Source organism: Streptomyces sp. NPDC052299, assembly GCF_040679335.1.
Classification (GTDB): Bacteria; Actinomycetota; Actinomycetes; order Streptomycetales; family Streptomycetaceae; genus Streptomyces.
The window spans coordinates 142,871-168,227 of record NZ_JBFAUP010000010.1 but is presented as its reverse complement, the minus strand read 5'-3'; the positions used below and the strand labels follow the sequence as shown (position 1 = coordinate 168,227).

The 25,357-nt window shown below is 70.4% G+C and carries 20 protein-coding genes; 10 read left to right on the top strand and 10 right to left on the bottom strand.

Annotated features, from left to right (window positions below; all coding sequences use genetic code 11):
• Positions 1-48 precede the first annotated feature (48 nt).
• On the bottom strand, positions 49-1,521 hold the full coding sequence (locus AB0L33_RS19140; RefSeq protein ID WP_365682840.1) for a non-reducing end alpha-L-arabinofuranosidase family hydrolase: 1,473 nt from the start codon (positions 1,519-1,521) through the stop codon (positions 49-51).
• Between the two features lie 303 nt (positions 1,522-1,824).
• Between AB0L33_RS19140 and AB0L33_RS19135 the strand changes: the two genes are divergently transcribed.
• The 3 genes from AB0L33_RS19135 (at position 1,825) to AB0L33_RS19125 (ending at position 6,094) form a co-directional block, all read left to right on the top strand.
• Positions 1,825-3,273, top strand: a complete 1,449-nt coding sequence (locus AB0L33_RS19135; protein ID WP_365682838.1) for an endo-1,4-beta-xylanase — start codon at positions 1,825-1,827, stop codon at positions 3,271-3,273.
• Positions 3,274-3,424: 151 nt separating this feature from the next.
• Positions 3,425-4,960, top strand: coding sequence for a glycoside hydrolase family 43 protein (locus tag AB0L33_RS19130; protein ID WP_365682836.1), 1,536 nt, complete (start codon positions 3,425-3,427; stop codon positions 4,958-4,960).
• A gap of 72 nt (positions 4,961-5,032) precedes the next feature.
• Positions 5,033-6,094 carry a substrate-binding domain-containing protein gene (locus AB0L33_RS19125; RefSeq protein ID WP_365682834.1) on the top strand — a complete coding sequence of 354 codons (1,062 nt, stop codon included), beginning with the start codon at positions 5,033-5,035 and terminating at the stop codon, positions 6,092-6,094.
• Between the two features lie 34 nt (positions 6,095-6,128).
• Here the strand turns inward: AB0L33_RS19125 and AB0L33_RS19120 are convergent, their stop codons facing one another.
• The 5 genes from AB0L33_RS19120 to AB0L33_RS19100 form a co-directional block, all read right to left on the bottom strand.
• A complete protein-coding gene (locus tag AB0L33_RS19120; RefSeq protein WP_365682832.1) occupies positions 6,129-7,922 on the bottom strand; it encodes a CocE/NonD family hydrolase in 1,794 nt (597 codons plus the stop codon).
• Positions 7,919-9,418, bottom strand: coding sequence for an alpha-N-arabinofuranosidase (locus tag AB0L33_RS19115; RefSeq protein ID WP_365682830.1), 1,500 nt, complete (start codon positions 9,416-9,418; stop codon positions 7,919-7,921). Before AB0L33_RS19115 ends, AB0L33_RS19120 begins: the two co-directional genes overlap by 4 nt.
• Positions 9,419-9,541: 123 nt before the next feature.
• Positions 9,542-10,435, bottom strand: a complete 894-nt coding sequence (locus AB0L33_RS19110; RefSeq protein WP_365682829.1) for a carbohydrate ABC transporter permease — start codon at positions 10,433-10,435, stop codon at positions 9,542-9,544.
• On the bottom strand, positions 10,435-11,457 hold the full coding sequence (locus AB0L33_RS19105; protein ID WP_365682827.1) for a sugar ABC transporter permease: 1,023 nt from the start codon (positions 11,455-11,457) through the stop codon (positions 10,435-10,437). Before AB0L33_RS19105 ends, AB0L33_RS19110 begins: the two co-directional genes overlap by 1 nt.
• A gap of 10 nt (positions 11,458-11,467) precedes the next feature.
• The gene (locus AB0L33_RS19100) at positions 11,468-12,760 is read right to left on the bottom strand and encodes an extracellular solute-binding protein (RefSeq protein WP_365682825.1); all 1,293 of its coding nucleotides are present in this window, start codon (positions 12,758-12,760) and stop codon (positions 11,468-11,470) included.
• Between the two features lie 332 nt (positions 12,761-13,092).
• Between AB0L33_RS19100 and AB0L33_RS19095 the strand changes: the two genes are divergently transcribed.
• Positions 13,093-14,640, top strand: coding sequence for a xylan 1,4-beta-xylosidase (locus tag AB0L33_RS19095; protein ID WP_365682823.1), 1,548 nt, complete (start codon positions 13,093-13,095; stop codon positions 14,638-14,640).
• 34 nt (positions 14,641-14,674) lie between these two features.
• The gene (locus AB0L33_RS19090; RefSeq protein WP_365682821.1) at positions 14,675-15,556 is read left to right on the top strand and encodes a fructosamine kinase family protein; all 882 of its coding nucleotides are present in this window, start codon (positions 14,675-14,677) and stop codon (positions 15,554-15,556) included.
• A gap of 170 nt (positions 15,557-15,726) precedes the next feature.
• Here AB0L33_RS19090 and AB0L33_RS19085 read toward each other — a convergent pair whose 3' ends face one another.
• The gene (locus tag AB0L33_RS19085) at positions 15,727-18,156 is read right to left on the bottom strand and encodes an FtsX-like permease family protein (RefSeq protein WP_365683055.1); all 2,430 of its coding nucleotides are present in this window, start codon (positions 18,154-18,156) and stop codon (positions 15,727-15,729) included.
• Positions 18,156-18,887, bottom strand: a complete 732-nt coding sequence (locus AB0L33_RS19080; protein WP_365682819.1) for an ABC transporter ATP-binding protein — start codon at positions 18,885-18,887, stop codon at positions 18,156-18,158. Before AB0L33_RS19080 ends, AB0L33_RS19085 begins: the two co-directional genes overlap by 1 nt.
• A 119-nt stretch (positions 18,888-19,006) precedes the next feature.
• Between AB0L33_RS19080 and AB0L33_RS19075 the strand changes: the two genes are divergently transcribed.
• On the top strand, positions 19,007-19,615 hold the full coding sequence (locus AB0L33_RS19075) for a response regulator transcription factor (RefSeq protein ID WP_365682817.1): 609 nt from the start codon (positions 19,007-19,009) through the stop codon (positions 19,613-19,615).
• Between the two features lie 24 nt (positions 19,616-19,639).
• On the opposite strand, the gene AB0L33_RS19070 is transcribed toward AB0L33_RS19075, so the two are convergent.
• Positions 19,640-21,658 (bottom strand): histidine kinase, encoded by a 2,019-nt coding sequence (locus AB0L33_RS19070; protein WP_365682815.1) that lies wholly within the window; start codon positions 21,656-21,658, stop codon positions 19,640-19,642.
• Between the two features lie 112 nt (positions 21,659-21,770).
• Complete coding sequence (locus tag AB0L33_RS19065; protein ID WP_365682813.1) at positions 21,771-22,718, bottom strand: LysR family transcriptional regulator; 948 nt, start codon at positions 22,716-22,718, stop codon at positions 21,771-21,773.
• Between the two features lie 41 nt (positions 22,719-22,759).
• Here AB0L33_RS19065 and AB0L33_RS19060 point away from each other — a divergent pair, with 41 nt between their 5' ends.
• The 4 genes from AB0L33_RS19060 (at position 22,760) to AB0L33_RS19045 (ending at position 25,121) form a co-directional block, all read left to right on the top strand.
• On the top strand, positions 22,760-23,341 hold the full coding sequence (locus AB0L33_RS19060) for an isochorismatase family protein (protein WP_365682811.1): 582 nt from the start codon (positions 22,760-22,762) through the stop codon (positions 23,339-23,341).
• A gap of 310 nt (positions 23,342-23,651) precedes the next feature.
• Positions 23,652-24,077 (top strand): aspartate 1-decarboxylase, encoded by a 426-nt coding sequence (gene panD / locus AB0L33_RS19055; RefSeq protein WP_164398211.1) that lies wholly within the window; start codon positions 23,652-23,654, stop codon positions 24,075-24,077.
• Positions 24,078-24,107: 30 nt separating this feature from the next.
• Positions 24,108-24,461 carry a GNAT family N-acetyltransferase gene (locus AB0L33_RS19050; RefSeq protein WP_365682808.1) on the top strand — a complete coding sequence of 118 codons (354 nt, stop codon included), beginning with the start codon at positions 24,108-24,110 and terminating at the stop codon, positions 24,459-24,461.
• A gap of 21 nt (positions 24,462-24,482) precedes the next feature.
• Entirely contained in the window at positions 24,483-25,121 is a 639-nt protein-coding gene (locus AB0L33_RS19045) for an aspartate/glutamate racemase family protein (protein WP_365682806.1), read from the top strand.
• Positions 25,122-25,357: the final 236 nt, after the last annotated feature.

The window sequence follows — 25,357 nt, the reverse complement described above, 5'->3', positions numbered from 1 at the left end:
GACCGGCCCTCCCGCGCGCACGCGCGGGAGGGCCGGTCCGGGGTGAGGTCAGTGCTTCATCGTCAGCAGGCCGGGCCGGTACGGCAGGAGACCGTAGTCACCGCCGGACTGTGGGCTGCGACCCTGGTAGAGCAGCTGCAGGTTGCAGGGATCGACGGTCATGGTCTGGTCGGCGCTGGTGCGGATCAGTTCGCCGTGGCTGATGTCGTTGGTCCAGGTGGCGCCGCTGTTCGCCTTCCCCGCGAAGGGGTTGCCCTCGGTCGCGGCCTGGGGCGTCCACGACCCGTTCAGGCTGGTGGCCGTGAACGAGCGGAAGTAGCGGCCCTGGGAACCGATCGCCTCGACGATCATGAGGTAACGGTTCTGGCCCTGCAGCTTGTACACCTGCGGGGCTTCGAACAGGTTGTTCGTGGTGTCGCTCATGACCACGGTCGAGGACGTCCCGAAGCTGCCCGGGAAGTTCCCGATCGGCATGCTCGCCCGGTAGATCTTGCCGTTGTCACCCGCGAAGAACAGGTACATGTTCGTCCCGTCCCCGATGAGCGTCTGGTCGATCGGTCCCGTGCCGGAGCCGCTGATGCTCCCGGAGAAGAGCGTCTGCGGGGCCGACCAGCCGTTCGCGTTGGTGGGGTCGTTCGACGTCCGGTACGAGAAGGCGGTCGCGCCCCACTGGTAGGTGAGCACCCAGATGTTCTTCGGCGCGAAGTAGAAGAGCGTGGGCGCGACGGTCCCGGAGGACATCGCGTTCTGCCCGGCCGACGCCATGTCCGACCAGTTGGTGAACGGGCTGAAGTTCATGGACCCCCAGTTCGACCCCAGGTCGTGCGTCGTCGCGTAGACGAGCTGCTTGCCGTTGTACGGGACGACGGTGAAATCCTTCAGCGAGGCCCAGCCGGACCGGGGCTGCGCCAGCGCGCCGGTGGAGCTCCAACTGTACGAGGACGGGAGCTCGCACGTACCGGTGCCCGGGTTCTCGTCGCCGGTCTTCACCAGCTTCCACTGCTGGTTGGCGCCGCTCCAGTCGTCGTACTGGACGATGTTCGCGCCGTCGGCGGTGGAGGCACCCTGCACTTCGAGGGCCTTGCCGCTGTGGCGCGAGATCAGCCGCACGTATCCGTCACCGCTGTCGGCGAGCCGCCACTGCTGGTTGGTGGCGTTCAGATCGGTCCACTGGACGATGGAACCGCCGTTCGCGGTCGACCAGTTGTAGACGTCCAGCACCTTGCCCGAGTGGCGGGACTTCACGCGGTAGTAGCCGTCACCGGAATCCACGAACTGCCACTGCTGCTGGGCCTGGTCGTTCCGGGACCACTGGGTGATGCGGGCACCGTCATTGGTCGCCAGGTTGTATACGTCCAGCGCCTTGCCGCTGTTGCGGTTGACCAGCACGTACGAGGCGCCGGGATCCACGGTCGCGGCGGCGGCGGGCTGCGCACCGAGGAACGTGGCGACGAGCAGCAGGGGCGCCAGGACGGCGAGCAACCTTCCTCGACGGAAGGGGAACAAGGGGCGACACCGCATGGGGGGACCTCCTGAGAGCAGGGGTTTGAGAGCAGAGACACCGTCGAAATGTTTCGAGCAGGGCTCGGCGTGTGGTGCCACAAGCTAGAAATGTTAGCGCTCACAGTCAAGGTGTACGGCGGATTCTCTTCCGCAGAACTCCGCGTAAGTCGTTTCGAAATATTTCGTTTCGAACTCGGAAACATTCTTTGACCGAAGTATTGACGAGTCACGGTCAAAGCCTCAATCATCCGTTCCTGAGCGGGCCACGCGGCCCGCCCCGCTTCGGTCCTTCCCCGATCCCCCTACCGAGGAGGCACAGCCATGGGCTCGTACGCCCTTCCGAGATCCGCTCTCAGCCGGCCACTGCGCGCACTGTTGCCGGCCCTGCTCGTCGGCGTCCTGGGCGCTTCCGCCGCACTGGTCGCACCGTCGGACGCGCACGCCGCCGAGACCACCCTCGGTGCCGCCGCGGCGCAGAGCGGACGCTACTTCGGCACCGCCATCGCCTCGGGCAAGCTCGGCGACTCGGCCTACACCTCGATCGCGTCCCGCGAGTTCAACATGGTGACGGCCGAGAACGAGATGAAGATCGACGCCACCGAGCCGCAGCGCGGCCAGTTCAACTTCAGCGCCGGTGACCGCGTCTACAACTGGGCGGTGCAGAACGGCAAGAAGGTGCGCGGGCACACCCTCGCCTGGCACTCCCAGCAGCCCAGCTGGATGCAGAGCCTCAGCGGCAGCACCCTGCGCCAGGCGATGATCGACCACATCAACGGGGTGATGGGCCACTACAAGGGCAAGATCGCCCAGTGGGACGTCGTGAACGAGGCGTTCGCGGACGGCAGTTCGGGTGGCCGCCGGGACTCCAACCTCCAGCGCACCGGCAACGACTGGATCGAGGTGGCCTTCCGCACCGCGCGCGCCGCCGACCCGGCCGCCAAGCTCTGCTACAACGACTACAACATCGAGAACTGGAACTGGGCCAAGACCCAGGGCGTGTACAACATGGTCAAGGACTTCAAGCAGCGCGGAGTGCCCATCGACTGCGTCGGCTTCCAGTCCCACTTCAACAGCGGCAGCCCGTACGACAGCAACTTCCGCACCACCCTGCAGAGCTTCGCCGCCCTCGGCGTGGACGTGGCCGTCACCGAGCTCGACATCCAGGGCGCGTCGGCCTCGACCTACGCCAACGTGACCAACGACTGCCTGGCCGTCTCGCGCTGCCTCGGCATCACCGTCTGGGGCGTCCGCGACAGCGACTCCTGGCGTTCGAGTGACACGCCGCTGCTGTTCAACAACGACGGCAGCAAGAAGGCCGCCTACACCTCCGTCCTGAACGCCCTCAACGGCGGCTCCACCACGCCCCCCGACCCGGGCGGGAACGAGGGGAGCGGGCAGCTGAAGGGCGTCGCCTCGGGCCGTTGCGTGGACGTGCCCAACTCCAGCACCTCGGACGGCACCGCGGTCCAGCTGTACGACTGCCACAACGCCACCAACCAGCAGTGGGCGTCCACCTCCGCCGGGGAACTGCGGGTCTACGGCAACAAGTGCCTGGACGCCGCAGGCACCGGCAACGGCGCCAAGATCCAGATCTACAGCTGCTGGGGCGGCGACAACCAGAAGTGGCGGATCAACTCCGACGGATCCATCGTCGGCGTGCAGTCCGGACTCTGCCTCGACGCCGTGGGCGCCGGCACCGCCAACGGCACCCAGCTCCAGCTCTACTCCTGCTCGGGCGGCAGCAACCAGCGCTGGACCCTGTCGTCCTGACACGGTCCCGCACCGGCCTCCTCGCCCCGCGGGGAATCCGCTGAAGGCCCGGGGGGCCACCGCCGTGACGGCGGTGGCCCCCTCGCGGCGTGGTCCGTCCCCGCCCGTGGAGCCACCCCCGCACCCCGGCACCTTGAAGGGAACCGCTTCTGTGCACACGTACGACAACCCGGTGATCAGCGGCTTCCACCCCGATCCGAGCGTCTGCCGGGTCGGCGACGACTACTACCTGGTGTGCTCCAGCTTCGAGTACGTCCCGGGGCTGCCCCTCTTCCACAGCAAGGACCTGGTGCACTGGGAGCAGATCGGCAACGTGCTCGACCGCCCCGGGCAACTGCCCCTGCCCCTCCCCGGTGCCAAGGCCTCCGGCGGCCTGTACGCCCCCACGATCCGCCACCACGACGGCCGTTACTGGGTCATCAACACCAACATCGACGGGGGCGGCAACTTCGTCGTCACGGCCGAGCGGCCCGAGGGGCCGTGGAGCGATCCGGTGTGGATCGACCTGACCGGCATCGACCCCGACCTCGCCTGGGAGGAGGACGGCACCTGCTGGTGCGCCTTCTCCGGCCCCGCCGGGGGCATCAACATCGCCAGGATCGACCCGGTCACGGGGGAGGTCCTGGAGGGGCCCTTCCCCACGTGGTCGGGCAGCGGTCTCAAGTTCCCCGAGGCACCGCACCTCTACCGCATCGGCGACTGGTGGTACCTGCTGATCGCGGAAGGCGGCACGGAACGCGGCCACAGCGTGTCCATCGCCCGCAGCCGCTCGCCGCGCGGCCCCTGGGAGGGCGCACCCGCCAACCCGCTGCTCTCCCACAGCGGGACCGCCCGCGCCATTCAGAACACCGGCCACGCCGATCTGGTGGAAGCTCCGGACGGCAGCTGGTGGATGGTCCTGCTCGGCGTCCGCCCCCGCGGCTTCACCCCCGACGTGCACGTGCTCGGCCGCGAGACCTGCCTGACGCCCGTGGAGTGGGACGACGAGGGCTGGCCCGTCGTCGCGCCCGTCCCCGCGAAACACCCGGCCCCGGGCGGTGCCTGGCATCCCGTCGCCGCGCCGCCCGACCGCGACGACTTCGACGCGCCGGCCCTGGCGCCGCACTGGATCTCGCCGTTCACCCGCCCGGAAGGCTCCTGGTCCCTCACCGAGCAGCCGGGCCGGCTGGTGCTCCACGCCACGGGGCCCACCCTGGACACCCCCGGCTACACCTTCGTCGGCCGCCGCCAGCAGCACCACGAATGCCGGGTCACCGCGCTGATCGACCCCGGCACCGGCCGCGGCGGTCTCTGCGTGCGCCTGGACGAGGCCCACCACTACGAGATGGAGGCCGGGGACGGGGAGGTCCGCGTCGTCGCCCGCATCGGCCCCCTCCGCCAGACGGTGGCCCGCAGGGCGGTCGCCGCCGGGCCGCTGCGCCTCACCGTGGCGATCCGTACGCAGGACCTCGTTCCCGCCTCGCCCCACCTCACGGACGGCGGCACCACGGGCCCCGACACGCTCGCCTTCTGGCTCGGCGACCCGGGAGCGCCGGACGCCTCGCCGCTGGCCGAACTGGACGGGCGCTACCTGTCCACCGAGGTCGCCTGCGGCTTCACCGGCCGGGTGATCGGCATGTACGCCACACGGGGCTCGGTCGCGTTCGACTGGTACGAGTACGTCCCGGCTCCGCCGCCGTCCGAATGAGGCCCGGGCGCCCGCCCGAAGCGGTCATCGGGCCCCGGAGGACCCCCTGTCCGGTTGGGCTAACCTTTCCCCATGCCGCCTCGACCAGCCGCATCGCGCCCCACCCTGTCCTCGGTGGCCAAGACCGCCGGTACGAGCGTTCCCACGGTGTCCAAGGTGCTGCGAGGCGGAACGGACGTCTCGGCGGAGACCCGAGCGAAGGTCATGGAAGCCGTGCGGGCCGTCGGCTACACCCGCCGGGCCGGGGCCAAGAGCGAGAAGGGGCGGGACGACAGCGGCGGGCTGTCCCAGGTGCTCGACCTGGTGGTCACCCACTTCGAGGGATCGTGGGCGAACCTGCTGATAGCCGGTGTCGGGCGTGAAGCGGCGACAGCGGGGCTCGACGTCGTCCTGACCCTCGCACAGCCGAGGGGCGACTGGGTGTCACGGCTGCTGCGAAGGCGCACCATCGGTGTGATCGGGACGCTGGTCGATCCCGCGTCGCAACAGTTCGGCGCACTCTTCGCAGCGGGCGTCCCCGTCGTGCTGATCGATCCCATGAGCACACCCCCCTCCGGGGTGGCGAGCGTCGGAGTGGCCAACTGGGAAGGCGGCCGCATGGCGGGGGAACACCTCCTGTCGCTCGGGCACGAGCGGATGGGCGTGGTCGCCGGCCACGCCCGCCACCTCTTCAGCAGGGCGCGCGTCGACGGCTTCCGTGCGGCCGCCGACACCACGACCGCCGGCAGCGCCACGGTTTCGGTGGCCCACGGTGCGTGGAACCGGGCGAAGGCGGCGACCGCCACCCACACCCTGCTCGACGGCGATCCGGACATCACCGCGATCTTCGCCTGCGCCGACTCCATGGCACTCGGCGTCTACGACGCACTGGCGGCCCGGGGCCTGCGCATCCCCGAGGACATCAGCGTCATCGGCTTCGACGACCTGCCGGAGGCGCAGTACATCACCCCGGGCCTGACGACGGTCAGACAGCCGAGTACCGAACTGGGCGCCGCCGCCGTCAAACTGCTCCTCGAGATCTCCCGGGGCGACGACGGCGGCGCCCGGTCGCCGGCACGCATGGAACTGGCCACGGAACTGGTCGTCCGGGCCTCCACCGGCCCCGTCCGGGCGGTCGCACCGTCGCCCCGCTGACCCGAGCGGGCGGCGGCCCGCGCCCCCGCCCGCGTCAGGACGGTGCGGGCGGCACGACCTGGAGGACGAGGCGGCTCGGACGGTCGGCGCCGTGACGGATCGTGTACACCGCGACGACGGGGTCCGCCCGGCCGGCCGGGTCGAACACATTGCTCCCGACGTCCCAGCGCGGTGACGAACTGGGCGCGACGTCGACGCGCACCCGGTGACCCGGCAGGAACGTGTGCGCCGTCGACCAGAGATCGATCACGAACTCGTGGTCCCGGCCCGGCTCCAACGGCCGGCGCTCGCCCACGCCCGTGACCGGGTCCACGAACCGTGCCGACCCGCGCTGCACCCCATCGGTGACGACACGGCTGACGCCGTCCGGGGCCTCGTCGCACAGTCGCACGATCACGTCCGCGTCATTCCCCGTGGTCGTGAGGTGGACGACGGCGCGGACCGCGCCCATCACGGTGAGTTCACCGGTGAGCGGTGCGGTGCGCCAGGAGACCACGTCCGGGCGCGCCTCGATCGCCGCCTGGTCCTCCGGCCCCGCTCCGAACGGCCCGAAGAGGAGCACCGATCCGCCGCACGTGGGAACGGGGGACGCCGGATCGCTCGTGAGCCGCCGTTCGCCCGGCCCGGCCGCGTCAGCCGTCAGCGTGCCTTCCGCGTTCAGGTACAGCTCCAGCGTCCGTGTGCCGGGCGGGGGGAACTCCTCCAGTTCGATCCACCGGTTCGTGCCCATGAGGAACACCCGCACCGGGGGCACGTCCGCCGCGGCAGCGCGCAGAGTGGCGTCGAACCACAGCACGTGCTGGGTGGTGAGGTCGCCGTGGCCGCCGAGGTCACCGGCGGACGCCCCCGGCCCGAAGTCCGCTCCGCCGGCCCGGCCCGAGAAGTCGTCGTGCGTCCAGGGGCCGACCAGAAGCTGGGGGACCGGCCCGCCGGTCTCCTTCGCTCGGCGCAGCAGCCGCCGGTAGAGCTCCAGGGTCGAGCCGAGGAAGACGTCGAACCACCCGCCGATCAGGAAGACCGGCACGTCGACCGCGTCGATCCGGTCGACGACCTTCGCCTCGCGATGACGTTCCGACCCGAGCGGCTCCCGCAGCAGCTCCAGGCCCCACGCGACGATCCGCTCCGCGTCCTGCCCGGTGGGCGGCGCCCCGGCGCGGAACGCCGAACCGTTCGTGACCGCCCGCTCGGTGGCCTCCCACCGTTCCGCCTCGGCCTCCCGCTCGCGTGTCGAGCCGATCCGCGCGATGAGGTCGGGGGCGATCGCGTAATGGGTCCACGCCAGGGTGCTGCCGAGCTCCGGCACCCCGCCCCGGAACCGGAAGCCGTCGAGCGCCGACATCGCCGGCGTCATGGCCGGGGCGACCGCCCGCAATCCCGGTGAGCCTCCGAGCAGCGCGGCGAACTGGGTGTCCGAGGCGTAGGAGGCGCCCCACATCCCGACGGTGCCGTCGCATTCGGGAAGCCCCGCGAGCCACGCCACGGCGTCCGCCCCGTCGTCCACCTCCTGCGCGCAGGGGACGAACACCCCCTCCGAGCCGAAGCGGCCCCGGACGTCCTGCAGCGCGACGAGGTATCCGGCGGCGACGAGCCGCCCGACGTCGAGCATTCCCTCGCGCTCCTCACGGGCGACGTCGTAGGGGTGGCGGGTCAGCAGGGCCGGCCAGGGCCCGGGTCCGTGCGGAATGAGGAGAAGGGTGCGCAGGCGCGTCCCGTCGCGCAACGTGCACACCGTCTCGCGGCGTTCGGCGACCGGGCCCGCCGGCTCGTCCGCGGGGCCGGTGGCCCGGGACCCGGCCGGCCGTCGAGCCGCGTTCGTACCCTCGCTCACCGCAGGGCGACCGCCGTCCAGGAGGTCGGCGGCAGCTCGATGGTGAGCAGGCCGTCTGCGAGCGCCGCGCCCGTGTTCGGGGCCGGGGTCACCCGGTCCCGGTGGGCGAGCGTGTTCCGGGCGTACACGTCGGCGTCGGCGAGGGTCACCGCCTCCGTGATGCGCGAGTGCCCGAGGCTGCGCACGTCCACCGTGACCTCGGCCGCTTCCGCGGTGTCGCGGTTGACGAGGAAGATCGCGGCCCGGTCCTCGTCGGCGGTCGCGACGGCGTCGACGACCAACGCCTCCCCGTAGCGGGCCGTTTCGTACGTCGGCGCGTCGATCAGGGGCCGGAGCACCTCGCCGGCGGCCAGCCGGCTCGTGATCGAGAACGGATAGAAGGTCGTCTGCCGCCAGGCCGGGCCGCCGGGTTCCGTCATGATCGGTGCGATCACGTTGACGAGCTGGGCCAGGGACGCCGAGGTGACGCGGTCGCTGCGGCGCAGCAGTGTCATCAGCAGGTTGCCGACGACCACGGCGTCCGCCACGGTGTAGGTGTCCTCCAGGAGACGGGGGGCGTGCCGCCACTCGTCCTGGATTTTGTCGGATTCCTGGTGCTCCTTCAGGTACCAGACGTTCCACTCGTCGAAGGAGACGGCGATCTTCTTGGACGAGCGCTTCTTGTGCCCCACGTGGTCGGCGGTCGCGACGACGGTGTCGATGAAGTAGTCCATGTCGGTCGCCGAGGCGAGGAAGGAGCCGAGGTCGCCGTCGTGCTCCTGGTAGTACGCGTGGCAGGAGACGTAGTCGACGTGGTCGTAGCAGTGCTCCAGCACGGTGCGTTCCCAGTCGCCGAAGGTCGGCATGGTCGATCCGGAGGAGCCGCAGACGACGAGTTCGAGGTCCTTGTCGGCCCGTTTCATGGCGGCGGCGGTGCGGGCTGCCAGCTTGCCGTAGTCGTCCGCCGTCATGAACCCGGTCTGCCAGGGCCCGTCCATCTCGTTGCCGAGGCACCACATGCGCACGTCGTGCGGTTGCGGCGTGCCGTGGGCGACGCGCAGGTCCGACAGCGTCGTGCCGGACGGGTGGTTGGCGTACTCCAGCAGGTCGAGTGCGGGCAGGATGCCCCGGGTGGCGACGTTGACGGCCAGCATCAACTCGGAGTCGGTGAGCCTGAGCCACCGGGCGAACTCGTCCAGACCGACCTGGTTGGATTCGAGTGAACGCCAGGCGAGATCGCGGCGCACCGGCCGCTTCTCGCGCGGGCCGACCGAGTCCTCCCAGCGGAACCCGGAGACGAAGTTGCCGCCCGGGTAGCGGACGGTCGTGCTGCCGAGTTCCCGGACGAGATCGACGACGTCCATGCGGAACCCGTCCGCGTTCGCGGTCGGGTGACCCGGCTCGTAGAGCCCGGTGTACACGCACCGGCCGAGGTGCTCGACGAACGAGCCGAAGGTGCGGCGCTGGACAGGGGCGATGACGGCCTGCCTGTCGAGTTCTATGTGGGCGCGGGGCAATGCGGCGGTCCTTTCGAGGTGATGGCGCGTGCCGGGCGGTCGGCACCGGGCAGCGGCCCGCCCCCGCCGAGACGTACGGCAGGGGCAGGACAGGGTGGGCGGTCCGGCGGCCGGACGCCCGCGTCAGCCCTTCACGGCGCCGGTGAGGCCACCGACGATGCGCCTCTCGAATATCGAGAAGAAGATCAGCGCGGGCAGCATGGCGAGTGAGGTGAAGGCGAGAACCTTCGCGGTGTCCGTGGAGTACTGCGACGTGAAGACCTGGACGCCGAGCGGCAGGGTGTAGTTCGCCTGCGTGTTGAGGATGTACAGGGGCAGGATGTAGTTGTTCCAGCTGCCGACGAATCCGAGGATGCCGACGGTCACCACCCCGGGCAGGGACAGCGGCAGCACCATGCGGAAGAAGAAGCCGAGACGGCCCAGCCCGTCGATCGCGGCGGCCTCCTCGATCTCGTTCGGGATCGCCCTGAGGAACGGTACGAGGATGATGACGGTGGTCGGCAGGCCGAAGGCGATCTGCGGGATGATCACGCCGAGCAGGCTGTCGACGAGCCCGAGGTCCTTGATGACGAGGTACAGCGGAGTGATCGCGATGACCAGGGGGAACATCAGGCCGGCGGCGAACAGGGAGTACATCGCCCCCTTGAGCTTGAAGTCGTAGCGCGCGATGACGAAGCTCACCATCATCCCCGTGGCCACGATGCCGACGGTGCTGGCGATCGCGACGATGAGGGAGTTGGCGAACTCGCCCCAGAAGACGTTCGACGTCAGGATGCCGGTGTAGTTGCTGATCACCCAGGGGTGCGGCAGGCCGGCCGGGTCCGTGGTGATCTGCGAGTTGGAGCGGAATCCGCCGAGCACGATGAAGAGAACCGGCGCGACGCACACACCGACGAAGAGCAGCGCGACAAAGTAGACGGCGGGGCTGCCCCACTTCTGCGGGGCGCCGCGGCGGCCGGTGGGCGGCGTCGCCTCCGACGCGGGGGACGTCCGGGATACGGTGGTCGTCACGCTCATCACACGGTCCCTTCCGTGACGGCGCCCCGGAGGTCGCGGCGCAGCACGAAGCGCTGGTAGATCAGGGCGACGACGAGCGAGATGACGAACATGACCACCGCGACAGCGCTGCCGTAGCCGTAATTGCCCGCGTTGCGGCCCTGGGCGAGCATGTAGATCGCCATCGTCGACGTGCCGGTCGTGCCCGCGACGTACGGGCCCCAGATGATGTAGACGAGGTCGAACAACTGCAGTGAGCCGATGATCGACAGGAAGGCCCAGATGCGGATCGTCGGCCCCAGCAGCGGCAGCGTGATGCGGCGTTGGATCTGCCAGTAGGTGGCACCGTCGATCTGCGCGGCCTCGAAGATCTCCTCGGGGATCGACTGGAGGCCGGCGAGCATCAGGATCACCGCGAAGCCGATGTACTTCCAGGTGATGATGGCGACCAGGGTCCACAGGGCCAGGTCCGGGTCGGCGATCCAGTCGGCTGCCAGGGAGCCCAGTCCGATCCTTTCCAGCAGACCGTTGGCGGCTCCGTTGCTCTGCAGTATCAGGCCCCAGCCGATGCCGACGATGATCTCCGACACGATGTAGGGCACGAAGATCAGGACGCGGATCGCCGAGCGGCCGCGGATCTTCTGGTTGAGCAGCAGGGCGAGGGCGATCGCTATCGGGCCCTGGACGACCAGTGACAGTACGAGAAGCAGACCGTTGTGCCACAGGACGTCGTGGAACGCCGGGTCGGTCAGGATCAGCTTGTAGTTGCCCAGGCCGACCCAGTCGGTGGGATCTCCGTAGCCCTTCCACCGGTAGAACCCGTAGTACGCGGCGAGCACGATCGGGAAGATCACGAACGCCAGGAACAGGATGATCGCCGGCGCGGACAGGACCGTGATCTCCAGTCGCATCCTGGCACGGCCTCGGCGGTGGGCAGCCGCTCGCGGCGGAGCCGGGGCTGCGGACTTCGCCACACCCCTGGCTCCCTGCGTGCCCTGCGACTGGCGGCCATGGGCCGGTTCAGCGCCCAGGGTGTCGCTCATGTCTGCTTACTCAGCCCTTCTCGGCGGCGGCTTTGACGTCCTTCACGATGTCGTCGGCAGTGCCCTTGCCGGCCATCAGGTTCACGACGGCGATGTTCATCGCGTTGCCGACGTTCTGGCCGTACACGGTGTCGAGGAACTGCATGGAGTACGCCGCCTTGTTGAACGCCTGCAGCGCCGAGATGTTGTACGTCTCGGTGACGACTCCCTGGGCGGCCTTGTTGACCGGAATGGTGTCGAACGCCTTCCCGTACGCTTCCTGCTGCTCCTTGGTCACGACGAACCGGAGGAAGTCCGCCGCCTCCTTCGGCGCGTTCTTGGCGAGGGAGTAGCCCCCGGCGCCGCCCATGATGGCGGTCGGGTCGCCCTTGCCGCCGGGCACGGAGGGGAACGGGAACCATCCCAGGTCGGGGAGCTGCTTCTTGTCGGGCGTCAGGTCGGCGATGACACCGGGGTCCCAGTTGCCCATGAGCTCCATGGCCGCCTTGCGGTTGGCGAGCATGCCGGCGGACGAACCGGCTCCCTGCTGCGAGGTCGCCGTCAGGAAGCCCTTCTGGAAGGGCTCGTGCCCCAGCAGACCGGCCAGGTCCTCGCCGGCCTTGTTCCAGCAGGGGTCGTCGAACGTGAGCGACTTGGCGGCCTCCTGCATGGTCTCCTGGCTGCACTCACGCAGAACGAAGTTGTAGTACCAGTGCGCGGCCGGCCAGGCGTCCTTGGCACCGACGGCGATCGGCGCGACCTTGGCCGTCTTCAGCTTGGCGACAGCCTCCACGAGCTCGTCCATCGTCGTGGGCGGCGCGGTGATGCCGGCCTTCTTGAACAGGTCCTTGCTGTAGTAGATGCCCTCGGGCTGCGTGTCGAGCGGCATCGCGTAGACCTTGCCGTCGATCGAAACACCCTGCAGGGCCGCCTCGCCCACGTTCGCCCTGTCGGTGTCCGTCAGGTCCAGTGCCCGGATCTGCCCGGCGTCGACCATGGCCTGCATCTTGCCGCCGCCGCGCTGGAGGAAGATGCTCGGCGCGGAGTTCGAGTTGAGCGCGTTCTGCAGCTTGCCGTCGAGGTCCTCGTTCTGGACCGACTGGATCTTGACCGTGACGTCCTTGTGCAGGGCCTGGTACGCCTTCGCGGCGTCCTTCCAGTACTTGGCCCCCCGGCCCTCCATGGCATTCGTCCAGACGGTCACCGTGGCGTGCCCGCCGGACGTACCGCTGCCGTCGTCGCCGCCGCCCGCGCAGCCGGCAGCGGCGAGTGCGACGCACAAGCCGATCGCGGCACCGGTCGTGCTGCGGATTCTCCTCGTCATCGTGGGAACTCCTGATCTGTTGCCGGTGGTCCAACTGCCGGGTTTTTTGCGCAAATTAATGAGCCACCCGTGAGGTAGGTGCAAGGTCTACCGCTTGAAATGAACGTCGAGCAACCATAAGTTTTCGCAAGTTGCGGGATCGTTATCGATCGTTTCGAAAGCCGGGGGAGCGGGCCGCGAAGGGGGCACCGAAGATCGCCGGACGGCCCGTCCGACGTCTTGACACCGCTTTCCCGATCTCCCTACGGTGCGCAGCACATTGAGCGAGCGCCGGCCTTCCGCCCGCCCGTCCAGGCGCGCCTCGCGCCGCACCGCAGCAGAGGAACCCCACCATGCGGACCGTCGTCCCCCGCCAGCCCACAGCCCGACTCTCCGATGCCTGGCGTCATTGCGTCGGCACCGGGCGCCTCGATCTCGCGCTCCGGCGCGACTACCAGGAATCGCTGGCCCTCGTTCAGCGCGACATAGGTTTCCGGTACATCCGGGGGCACGGTCTCCTCAGTGACGGGATGGGCATCCACCAGCCCTACCACCACGCCGGCGAGCGCCGTGTACGTCACGCCTTCACGTACCTGGACCAAGTCGTCGACGCCTACCTGGAGTTGGGCATCGCACCCTTCCTCGAACTCGGGTTCATGCCCTCGGGGCTGGCCTCCGGCGACGACACCGTGTTCTGGTGGAAGGGCAACATCACTCCTCCGCGTGACGAGAAGGAGTGGGCGGCCCTCGTCCGGGCCGTCATGGGACACCTGATCGACCGCTACGGCGCCGACGAGGTGCGCCGGTGGCCGGTCGAGGTGTGGAACGAGCCGAACCTGGCTCCGTTCTGGGCCTCCGACCAGGACGGCTACCACCGCCTGTACGAGGTGACCGCGCTGGCCGTCAAGGAGGTCGACGCCGGGCTCCAGGTCGGCGGCCCCTCGCTGGCTCCGGGATACCAGGACGAGTGGATCCAGCGCTTCGCGGAGTTCGTGGAGGCCCGCGACCTCCCCATCGACTTCGTCAGCCGCCACGCCTACTCGTCCGGCCCCATCCAGCCCGTACCGTTCGGCGCTCACCAGACCCTCATGCCGGCGTCGGCGCTGCTGGAGCAGTTCGGCGCCCCCCGGCGGCAGCTGGCAGGCACCGGACTCGCCGAACTGCCCTTGCACATCACGGAGTTCAACTCCTCGTACCGGCCGGACAACCCGATTCACGACACCGCGTTCCACGCGGCGTACCTGGCCCCGGTGCTCGTGAACGGAGGTGACCTCGCGGACTCCTTCTCGTACTGGACCTTCAGCGACGTCTTCGAGGAGGTGGGCATACCCACGGCGCCGTTCCACGGCGGCTTCGGCCTTCTGACGCACCGCCAGATCAAGAAGCCCACCTACCACTTGTACGCGTTCATGGCGGAGATGGGGGAGCAGGTCCTCGCCCGGGGCGAGGACCACCTGGTGACACGGCACGACGACGGCCGGATCACCGTGCTGGCCTGGGCACCGGCCGACCCGGCGGGCGGCGATCCCGTGAACGGGCACTCCGTCCGGCTGTCCCTGCCCGTCGGGGCCCCGGACGGGCGGAGCTCCGCCTATCTCCGTCGCCGCTCCGTGAGCGAGGAGGCGGGCAACCCCTGGGCGGCCTGGTGCGAGATGGGGCGGCCCCTCGCGCCCGGCCTCCGTCAGCTCGACGCCTTGCGCGAGGCGGCCGAACCGGCCCACTCGCACGGGAACGTACCCGTCGTCGGCGGGCGTGCCGACGTGGACCTCGTCCTGAGCCGGCACGAGGTGACGCTCGTGGAGCTCACCCCGGTCACCGACGAGACACCCGAGTGGTGGAGCGACGACCGCCTGTTCGGGTTCGGCGACGAGGGCGCCGACGCCTCCGCGGGCCAGGACTGAGCACTCCACCGCACCGCACGAGAGGAGCACACCCGTGCCGAAGGCGACCGTCTCCCTGCGGGACCGCCTCCACGCGGCGGGCCTGACGGATGTCATCGCGGTCGAGCCGGTCACCGGGGGTTTCGCCGCGACCGGAGGGCTGGCCCGTCGCGCCGACGGCACGTCGGTGTTCGTCAAGGCGTTCGCCGAGTCACCGTCGGACGACGTCTTCGCCGCGGAGGCCGAGGGGCTGACCGCGCTGCGCGAAGCGGGCGGCGTCATCACACCCGAGGTGGTTCTCGCCGACCGCGACGTACTCGTGCTGTCCGCGCTGCACCCTCGCCCGCGGACCGAGGCGTTCTGGGAGCAACTCGCCCACGTGCTGGCCCACCTGCACACCGCCACGCGGTACACCCGATTCGGGTGGCACCGTGACAACTGGCTCGGACGCCGTCGTCAGGTCAACACCTGGGCCGACGACGGCTACGAGTTCTTCGCCAGGAACCGTCTGCTGCGCTGGCTCGGTGAGCGCCGCGTCGAGCAGGCGCTCGACGCGGCGGACCGGGCGGCGCTGGAGCGGCTGTGCAGCCGGCTCCCGGACCTGCTGCCGGCCGCGCCCGCGTGCCTGACGCACGGCGACCTGTGGACGATGAACGTCATGGCCACCCCCGACGGGCGGCCCGCGCTGATCGACCCGGCCGTGTCCTACACGTGGGCGGAGGTCGACCTGGCCCACCTGTGGACGACGTCGCCTCCGCCCGAGTCGCGCGTGTTCTTCGAGGTCTACGCGGAGCTGACCGGCCTCGACCGGGACTGGCGCGCACGCATGCCGATCCTCCAGCTGCGCCAGCACCTGGCCGTCATCGCCCAGTTCGACGCGGACTGGGGGGCCGCGGACCTCGTACGTGCCACACTCGCTCCGTTCCGGCGGTCCTGATTCGGCCGGACACCCAGGGACGCGCGGCAGGTGCGGTCGCGAGACCGCACCTGCGGGAACTGCACAGGCTCACCCGGCCGTCACCCGCCGCTGACCGGGCTCGGCGCAGCGCCCGGCCAACTGGGGGACGTCGAGCTGTTGCAGCCGCGACGGGGGCAGAGCGATCGGACTCACTCGCCTCCGGCCACCGCTTCCGCTGCGTGCTGCCGCAGCGCGACCCGGGCCGGCACTCCCGTGGCGGCCAGAGCCAGACCGGCCGCCGCGGCGAGCACCGCCGCATAGGTGGCCGGCGGGATGAACGGGGCGGCTCCGGTCATGCCGGCGGCGAACGCCGTCAGCGTGATCACCGACACGGCCGTACCGAGCACCGCGGCGATGACCAGTGCCGTCAGTGTCTCCAGGCGCAGCATCCGCAGGACCTGCCGCCGAGTGGTGCCGACCAGCCGCAGCAGCGCCAGCTCACGGGTGCGGTCGGTGATCGACATGGCGAGGGTGTTGACCACGGCAATCGCGGTGAACGCGATGATCAGCCCCATCGCCACGTAGTTGACCTCCGCGTCCGGAGCGGCGGCCTCGACCGCCTGGGCACGGTCGAGGACCGAGGACCCCGGCACGGCCGCCGCCACGTCCTCACGGCTCAGCTTCGGCGCGGCGACGAGGACCGTGCCTGTCGGATCGTCCACGTGGTGGGACATGAGCCCGTGGTCCAGGGTCAGTTCGCCGAATCCGAGTCCTCGTGCGTACACGGCGATCACGCGCAGCCGGACCGGAGCGCCGTCGCCCAGGGTGAGGCTCACCGTTCCGCCGACGGCGACGTCCAGCCGGTTCGCCGCGTTCTCGCTCACGGCGACCGTGTCCGGCCCGAGCCCTTCCAGCGACCCGGAGGTCACGCCGAGGTCCGAGGTCCGGGCCAGGCCCTGCGGGGTCACGCCTTGCGCCCCGTACTTCGTCAGTCCCACGCGCACCGACGTGTGCAGAACCTCGGTGACCGCCTCGACACCGGAACGCTCCCGCAGCCGCGCCGCCGAGACGGAAGGGACGTGCGGGCCCAGTACGAAGTCCGCACGGTTGCCCGCGTCCGCCTCCGCCCGAGCCGCGTGTCCCATCGTCGTCGGTACGAACAGAATCGTGCAGGTCACCCCGATCATCAGGGTCAGCGGCGCCACCACGGAAGCCAGCCGGCGCGCCCGCGCCCGCAGATTCGCGGCGGCCAGGTAACCGCTCGTCCGCGAAGTCCGCAGCGCGATCCCGAGCAGTGCCACCGCGGCCCGCACCACCAGCGGACCCAGCACGGAGACCGACACGGTCCACAGCAGGGCGGTGACCATGGTCAGGGGCCCCGAGGCCGCCTCCGTCGTCAGCGTGGACAGGACGATCGTCAGCGCCACCGCGCCCGCCGTCACCAAGGTTCCCGCCAGCAGTCGGGGCCACGGCAGCCGGGCCGTGGGCATCGCCGCCTCGCCGAGCGCCTCGACCGGCCGGATCCGCGACGCCCGCCGGGCCGACAGACGCGCCGCCGCCCAGGCCGCCACCAGCGTGGCCAGCACCGCTGCCGCCGCCGGGAACGGGCTGACGACGAGCTGCAGTTGCTCAGGCATGGCCCCCAGCTCCACGAACTTCGACCGCAGCCAGAATCCGACCCCCAGCCCGGCACCAGCACCGCACACCGAGGCGACGGCGGCGACCAGCAGTGCCTCGCCGCCCATCAGCTTGCGCAACTGCTTCGGCGTGGCCGCGACGGCCCGCAGCAGGGCGATCTCCCGCTGCCGCTGCTGCACGGACAGCGCGAACGTGCCCACCACCACCAGCACAGCCACCAGCAGCGCCGTCCCGCCCAGCGCGCCGCCCAGACTGATCAGCTTGATCCGCGCCTGCTCCGCGTCGAAGAACTCCGCCTTGCCCCGCTCCTCACCCGAGTACGCGATCACCTCGCCGGATCGCTCGATCTTCGCAACGTTCACCTGCGGGAAGACCCCGAACGCCGTGACCTGGCCGGGCCGCCCGGCCAGCCGGGCGGCCCGCGCGGGGGAGAAGAACAACGTGCGCTGACTGCTCAGGTGCTGCCGTGTCACCCCCACGACCCGGTACGAACCAGGGCCGGCCGGAGTCTGCGCCTTGAGCCGCGAACCCACGTGCAGCCCGGACGCGGCGTCGACCACGACCTCGTCGTCGGCTTTGGGGGCCCGGCCCGTCGCCAGCGTGAAGGGTGTCAGGACGGCCGAATCCCAGCCGTGCCCCAGCGCCTCGCGCCCGCCGTCCTCGTGGACGGGGAAGGTCACCTCGGCGACAACTTTCCGGACACCGGGCAGCTTGCGCAACTCGTCCGCCAGCGAGGCAGGAATCCAGCGTCGCTCGGCGATTTGCTTTGCCTTGTGCTTCTTCTTGCCCTTCTTCTTGACGATGGTCTGGTGCACGTACTGGTCACCCGCCAGGACGACCGGTGCGCCCGCGTACCGCTCGGGGGCCACTTCGCCCCGCAGCCCGGTCTCCAGCAGCATCCCGCAGCCGGTGACCAGCGCCGCAGCACACAGCAGGGTGACAAACGCACCCACGAACGCCGCCTTGCGGTGCCGCAGCGTCTTCAGAGCGAAACCCATCATCACGTCCACGCCCCCAGCCGCGTCATCCGCTCGGCCACCCGGTCCGCCGTCGGTTCCGTCATCGAGTCCACGATCCGGCCGTCGGCCAGGAAGAGCACGGTGTCCGCGTACGAGGCCGCCATCGGGTCGTGCGTCACCATCACCACCGTCTGCCCCATCGCATCGGTCACGCCGCGCAGCAGGGTCAGCACCTCCCGGGCCGTCACCGTGTCCAGCGCGCCGGTCGGCTCGTCACCGAAGACCACTTCGGGCCGGGTGACGAGCGCCCGCGCGATCGCCACCCGCTGCTGCTGACCGCCGGAAAGCTGAGCCGGACGGTGCCCCACGCGGCCCGTGAGGCCGACCCGCACCACGATCTCGTCCAGCCATGCCTGCTCCACGCGGGAATGGGCCAGTCGCAGCGGCAGGGTGATGTTCTCCAGGACATTCAGCGACGGGACGAGGTTGAACGACTGGAAGACGAACCCGACCCGTCGGCGCCGCAGCTTCGTCAGTTTGGTCTCGTCCATACCGGCGAGCTCCGTGTCACCGAGCCGCACCGACCCCGACGACGGGGTGTCGAGCCCGGCTGCACAGTGCAGAAACGTACTCTTGCCCGACCCCGAGGGCCCCATTACGGCCGTGAACGAACCCGCAGGGATCCCCACCGACACCTCACGCAGAGCGGCCACCGCGCCCTGCCCCTTGCCGTAGACCTTGCTCACGGCCTTCAACTGCACTGCATCCGTCATGAGTTCAACTCTGCTGAGCTGCGGGGGTGATCACTACGGACGCCGTCCGGGATCTAACATGACCTCGTCATGATCTGGACACTGCCACCCATCACGCCCCACCGACGAGAGGCCCGAAGGTGATACGCCTGCTGCTGGCCGAAGACCAGCACGTGATCCGCACCGCGCTGGCCATGCTGCTCGGCATGGAGGACGACATCGACATCGTCGCGGAAGCCGACACGGGCGCCACCGCCCTCGCCAAGGCCTTGGTCCACCAGCCGGACGTGGCGGTCCTCGACATCGACATGCCCGGCGACATGGACGGGCTCGACGCTGCGGCCCGCATGACCACGCAGGTCCCCGGCTGCCGGCTCCTCATGCTGACCGCGTACGGCAAACCCGGCCACCTGCGCAGGGCTCTCGCCGCCAAGGTCCACGGCTTCCTGCTGAAGACCGCACCTCCCGACGAACTTCTCGCCGCAGTCCGCAAGGTCGCGAGCGGCGAACGGGTGCTCGACCCCTCGTTGGCGGTCACCGCCTGGGACCTGGCCGACAATCCGCTCACCGCCCGCGAGGCCGTCGTACTCCGGCTGGTGGCAGCTGGTGCGGAGGCCACCGAGGCCGCCGCCCAACTGCACCTCTCGGTCGGCACCGTACGCAACTACCTCACAGCGATCGTCGCCAAGCTCAACGCACGCAACCGCACGGACGCAGCCCGCATCGCATCGGAAGCGGGCTGGATCTGATGGATGAGATGCCCCCGGGGCATCTCATCCATCCTCCGCAGCAGCCGGAAGCCATGCCTCCAGCGTGAACCAGCCGTCCGCCGCCTCAACGGTCAAGGTGCCACCACGAGCAGCCAGACGCGTCGTCAGGTTGCCGATGCCGGACGATCCGGGACGACCGCCGAGTCCGGAAACCCCGTCGTTACGGACCCGCAGTACGGTGGCCCGGGCCGTGCACTCCGTACTGATCTCGCAGAGCGTGGCCGAGCTGTGCCGGAGGACGTTCGTCACCGCCTCACGCAACCCGGCGCTCAGCACGGTTTCCGCTGCCGGGGTCAGCACGCCGTGCCCCAGCCGCACCTTCACCTCGATTTCGGCCGCGTTCAGTACGGCTCTCGCCGACTCCGCCTCCGAAGCCAGCGCCATCCACACCTGCCCGCCCGAAGCCGACCGCAGATCCGCCTCCCCGCGCGCCGTCATGGCAAGCACGTCGACCAGTTCCACTCGCGCACGCTCCCACGGCAGCCGACGGGCCAGTTCGCACTTGAGGAGAATGGCAGCCAGGCTGTGTCCCAGCAGGTCGTGCAGGTCACGGGCCGCGCGCAGCCGCTCCTCGACCACGGCGGCCCGCACCTGACGCCCCTGGTCCCGGTGCAACTCCCTTATGATCTGCGCCTGCCGCAACAGCGCGTGCACGACGAGACCCGTCACGACGCACGACACCGTGTAGTTGACGACCGCGCCCGTCGAAAGTCCGAGCCACACCGCCATCCAGGCCACGGCTCCGGCCACGGCGGACACCGACGGCCATGCCAGCCGCCAGGGCAGAGCCAGCAGCAGGGGTCCCGTGACGAAGCCGGGCACACCCAGCCAAGCCTTTCCGAACACCAGCACGGGAACAAAAGCGAGAAGAGTCATCACCGTCAGCTTGTACGGGTGCTTGCCGTGCACCGATGACATCTGCAGGTACACGATCACCGCGAACCCGATCGCCGCGGGCAGCACCAGCCGAGGAGCATCAAGCATCAGCAGCGCCTTGACACAGAACCCGACGAGGACGACCGCGAGCAGGACGATCGACAACCGGTACGCCCACTCGTCGTTCCCGGGCTCCGGATCGCCGGCAACCGCTCCGGGAAGGACCGCCTCGGTGAAATACCGGCCCTCCGGAGTCAGCCCGGTCCTCACACTGCCCCCGGCCTCCGCCACACGGACGGGTATGTCGCCGAGGATCTCGTCGTCGGCAGTCCGCACGGAGTCACTGACGACACGCAGGCCTACCCGCCCGTGCGCCGCCCAGGTCTTGATGCGGCACGTGGTGGCACCCCGGCGGACCACACCGGTCACCGCTTCACGCAGTACGTGAGCCAGCAGAGCGCCGGAGGAACCCAGCGGCTCCACATGCCCGGTGCGCACTTCCACCTCGACACCGGCGGCCTTCAACAGAGCGCGAGCGGTGGTCAGTTCCGGCGCAAGCGACATGGCCCTGTACGACGCTGCCGACTGCCGGGCGGAGGTGAGACAGGCCCGTGCCGATTCGGTCACCTCGGCGAGCACGGCAGCAGCACGGTCCGGACGATCCAGCACGGCCCGCGCGCCGGTGCCGATCGCGGCGAGACCGCGTCCCAGACCATCACCGAGTTCGACGGACATCTGCAGCCGCTCCTCGGCGACCGCCGCCATCACGCCGCCGACACGCGCGGCATCCGCCTCCTCGGCTCGAACGGTGAGCGTGGTCAGCCCGTACACCACCAGACTGGTCAGCACCATGCTGATGGCCGCGTCCGCAGAGCCCAGCAACACCGCGCTCGCCGCGACCGGGAGAGCGGCCAGCGGCCAGGGACGACGGCACAGCAGCAGCGAACCACCGAGGAAACCCAGAATCCCGACGGACGTGCCCGAGCCCAGCACCGCACCGTAACCGGCGCACGCCTGCGCGAGCAGCAGCCAACGGCCCCTGTACCGGTGCGACGCGCGCCGCACGTGGAAGAGCTGCAGCCCGAACACGAACACGGCCACGTAAGAACCCGCGAGCACGTAGACGGATGCGAAGGCAGCCAACACGGCCACAGTGCTCGCCCGTGCAGATCTCGTCACAACGCCCCCGCCCCCTCGACGACCAGCGAAATCCTACGTCCGAGCCCGACGGCGCCTCCGTGGCCGACCGGCCCCTGCGTCAAGCCCCTCCAGGAATCGCCGCGGTGAAGGCTCGGACGCGCGCGGTTTCCGTGCGCCAGACCGGGCCCCACTCGAACGGTGGCGCGTCGCGGATGGGCAGGTAGACCACCCCGGGCCGAGCGTAGTAACGAGTAGCCTGCGCACCCACCACCAGCATGCCCGCCCCCGCGCCGACCATCGCCAGCGCCTCCTGAACCGTCTCCGTGGCAGGCCCGGCGGGGACAGGACGTCCCGACGGCGTGGCGACCGGCGCGTGGTCCGAACGCCAGTATCCCGGCAGCGACACCGGCGGCTGCAGGAGCCTGTCCCGTGCCAGATCCTCCAGCGAGACCGACGTACGGCCGGCGAAGGGATGTCCCGAGGACACCGCCAGCATCCGTGCCTCCGTGAAGAGCACAGGCCCGGAAGCGAGATCGGGCTCACGGACGGGGAAGCAACCGATCGCCACGTCGACCGCGTCGGCCCGCAGCCGTTCCAGGAAGTCGTTCATCTGCAGCTCGTGCAGCTTGACCTGGCAGTCGGGGTGCAGGGCGTGGAAAGCCGCGACCGCGTCGGCCGCCGCCTGCCCCGCAGCCGCTCCGGCGAACCCCACACGAAGGACCCCCGTGACTCCCTTAGCGGAGGCGATCGCCCGGCCCACCCCCGCCTGGATGCGCTCCCACCCCGGCGCGACGTCCGCACGCAGGCGCCGCCCGATCGCGGTGAGCGTCACCCGGCGGCTGGTGCGTTCGAAGAGCTGCGCCCCGATCCGCCGCTCCAGCTTCTGGATCGTCTGCGTGACGTGCGAGCGCGACACCAGCAGCCGTTCTGCCGTACGGCCGAAGTGGAGTTCCTCTGCCAGCGTCAGGAACGCCTCGATCTCGTGCCGCTCCACCGCGCCCCCATTCACTCTGGATGAATGATCGTTCCACACAGCGGCGTTGTTGGCGGCATCGCGCCGGAACACAGTGGATGCCGTAGGGAAACACAGCTGACGAGGAGACAGAGATGTTCTTCACCCCTGACGACGCCGCGGTGCTGCTGATCGACCACCAGGTCGGCACGATCGGCTGGGTCGGCTCGGCCGACCACGACGAACTGCGCGCCAACACCGTGCGCCTGGCCAGGACGGTCAAGGCGCTGGGCCTGCCCGTCGTGCTGACGTCGAGCATGGAGGACCAGGTCCAGGGCCCTCTGATCCCCGAACTGGAGCAGACCCTGCCCGCCGAGTACGCCGCCAGGATCCAGCGCACCGGCGCGGTCAACGCGATGGCCGACCCGGACTTCGCCACCGCGGTCGAGAACACGGGGCGCCGCCGCCTGATCGTCGCGGGCGTGACCACCGACGTGTGCGTCGTCTTCCCCGTGCTGAGCGCGCTCGAGGACGGCTACCAGGTGCAGGTCGTCGTCGACGCGGGCGGCTCGCTCAGCCCGGCCTCCGATGAGATGGCGCTGCGCCGCATGGAGCGGGCGGGGGCCGTGCTGACCACGACCCGCCCGCTGCTGGCCGAGCTCGCCGGCAACTGGGCCTCCCCGGCCGGCCAGGCCGTACTGCGGGTGGACGCCGAACTCCACGCGGCCCGACGATGACCATGGCCGCGACCTCGGCGGTTTCCAGGAGCACCGGCTCAATGCGCTGTCGCCCGTGGGGCCGACCCCATGGACGGGGCCGTGGGCATCAGGCGCCTGGATGCTCGCGGTGTGACGGCGATCACGAGGCTTCCGGCGGGGTGCTACGTAGGATTGCGTGGGCGTCGAGACGGGGAAGCCGGCGAGTGGTCGGCATGTGTCCTGGAGAACCTTCGGAACGCCGCCCGGACATGCGACTCGTTGTAGAGTGGCCAACCAGCCCTTGACCTGCAAAAACGCAGGCAGGGAGCCTAAGCCCAGGAGTACCTCGATGATGCGAACGATGTTCAAGTCCAAGATCCACCGTGCCACCGTGACCCAGGCCGACCTGCACTACGTGGGTTCCGTCACCGTGGACGCCGAGCTGATGGAGGCCGCGGATCTGCTGCCCGGTGAGCTCGTGCACATCGTGGACATCGACAATGGTGCCCGGCTGGAGACGTACGTCATCGAGGGCGAGCGCGGTTCCGGCGTGATCGGGATCAACGGTGCCGCCGCGCACCTGGTGCACCCGGGTGATCTGGTCATCCTCATCAGCTACGCCCAGGTCGAGGATGCCGAGGCGCGTGCCCTCGTCCCGCGTATCGTGCACGTCGACGCGGACAACCGCATCGTCGCACTCGGTGCCGACGCCTCCGCGCCCGTGCCGGGCAGTGACACCGAGCGCAGCCCGCACGCGGTGCCCGCGGCGCGCTGAGGCGGCTCGTCGAGCGAGGGGTACACCGCCATGGCAGAGCAGACCGGGCCCGAGATCCGTGACGACCGGGCGGCCGGCAAGCTGTCCGCGTACGAGGGCGGCGAGGCCGTCGGCGTCATCGCGTACTTCGTGCTGGACGGCGAACCCGCCGGGCTCGTCGCCGTCCACACGGTCGTCGGCGCCGGGCACGAGGGCAAGGGCATCGGCGGCGCCCTGGTCAGGGAGTTCTACGCCATGGCGGGACGCGAGGGCGTCCCGGTCGTGCCGCTGTGCCCGTACGCCGCCAAGTGGGCGTCGCGCCATCCCGACGAGGCGCCCGAGGCGCCCGAAGGGCTCGTGGAGCGCGCGAAGACGCAGCTCGCCGCGCACCCCGAGCTGTACTGACCCGGAAGGAGCGGCCCGGCCATGGCGCTCGCGCTGCTGCACACCTCACCCGTCCACGTCCCGGTCTTCGACGCCCTGCGTGACACCGACCACCCGGGAACGGCCCTGCGTCACGTCGTACGGGAGGAGCTGCTGACCACGGCGGCGGCGCTGGGGCCCGAGGCGGTGGCCGACGAGGTGGAGGCGGTCGTCGCGGACCTGGCGGCCGACGGCGCGGACGCCGTGCTCTGCACCTGCTCCACCATCGGGGCGGTGGCGGAGGCCGCGGGCATCGCGGTCGGCGTCCCGGTCCTGCGCGTCGACAGGCCCATGGCAGCCGCGGCCGTCCGGGCGGGCCGGGTCACCGTCCTCGCCGCCCTCGCCTCGACCCTGGAGCCGACCCGCGCGCTGCTCGCCGAGGAGGCGGCCGGTGCCGGGCTGCCGGGGGCCGACGTGCGCACGGTGCTGGTGGAGGGCGCCTGGGACCGCTTCACGGCGGGGGACAACGACGGCTTCCTCGACCTGGTGGCGGACTCGGCCGACGCGGTGCGCGACGCGGACGTCATCGTGCTCGCCCAGGGCTCCATGGCGGGCGCGGCCGAGCTCGCGACCACCGGAATCCCGGTCCTGTCCAGCCCGCGCCCCGGCCTGGCCGCCGCGGTGGTGGCCGCGGGGCGGTAATCCGGCGGGGGTGTGCGCTTCGTCCGTACGCCGGACGGATCCGCGTCCGTACGTATGGGCTCGCCAGGCGCGGGCAGCCGCTCCGGGAGACGGTGGAAGAGGTCCACCCCCGATCGTCCGGAGGCCCGAGATGACTCATCCGTTCCCCGACCCCGTCCCTCCGGCGCCGACCCCGGGCCCGCTGCCTGAGCCGACGCCACCCGCGCCGACCCCGCCCGTCCCCACGCCGCCGGCGC

What these genes read in the sequence shown, in the direction of transcription:
- AB0L33_RS19140 (WP_365682840.1), bottom strand. Translation starts at nt 1,521, where the DNA reads ATGCGGTGTCGCCCCTTGTTCCCCTTCCGTCGAGGAAGGTTGCTCGCC.
- AB0L33_RS19135 (WP_365682838.1), top strand. Translation starts at nt 1,825, where the DNA reads ATGGGCTCGTACGCCCTTCCGAGATCCGCTCTCAGCCGGCCACTGCGC.
- AB0L33_RS19125 (WP_365682834.1), top strand. Translation starts at nt 5,033, where the DNA reads ATGCCGCCTCGACCAGCCGCATCGCGCCCCACCCTGTCCTCGGTGGCC.
- AB0L33_RS19110 (WP_365682829.1), bottom strand. Translation starts at nt 10,435, where the DNA reads ATGAGCGTGACGACCACCGTATCCCGGACGTCCCCCGCGTCGGAGGCG.
- AB0L33_RS19105 (WP_365682827.1), bottom strand. Translation starts at nt 11,457, where the DNA reads ATGAGCGACACCCTGGGCGCTGAACCGGCCCATGGCCGCCAGTCGCAG.
- AB0L33_RS19100 (WP_365682825.1), bottom strand. Translation starts at nt 12,760, where the DNA reads ATGACGAGGAGAATCCGCAGCACGACCGGTGCCGCGATCGGCTTGTGC.
- AB0L33_RS19095 (WP_365682823.1), top strand. Translation starts at nt 13,093, where the DNA reads ATGCGGACCGTCGTCCCCCGCCAGCCCACAGCCCGACTCTCCGATGCC.
- AB0L33_RS19085 (WP_365683055.1), bottom strand. Translation starts at nt 18,156, where the DNA reads ATGATGGGTTTCGCTCTGAAGACGCTGCGGCACCGCAAGGCGGCGTTC.
- AB0L33_RS19080 (WP_365682819.1), bottom strand. Translation starts at nt 18,887, where the DNA reads ATGACGGATGCAGTGCAGTTGAAGGCCGTGAGCAAGGTCTACGGCAAG.
- AB0L33_RS19060 (WP_365682811.1), top strand. Translation starts at nt 22,760, where the DNA reads ATGTTCTTCACCCCTGACGACGCCGCGGTGCTGCTGATCGACCACCAG.
- panD (WP_164398211.1), top strand. Translation starts at nt 23,652, where the DNA reads ATGATGCGAACGATGTTCAAGTCCAAGATCCACCGTGCCACCGTGACC.
- AB0L33_RS19050 (WP_365682808.1), top strand. Translation starts at nt 24,108, where the DNA reads ATGGCAGAGCAGACCGGGCCCGAGATCCGTGACGACCGGGCGGCCGGC.
- AB0L33_RS19045 (WP_365682806.1), top strand. Translation starts at nt 24,483, where the DNA reads ATGGCGCTCGCGCTGCTGCACACCTCACCCGTCCACGTCCCGGTCTTC.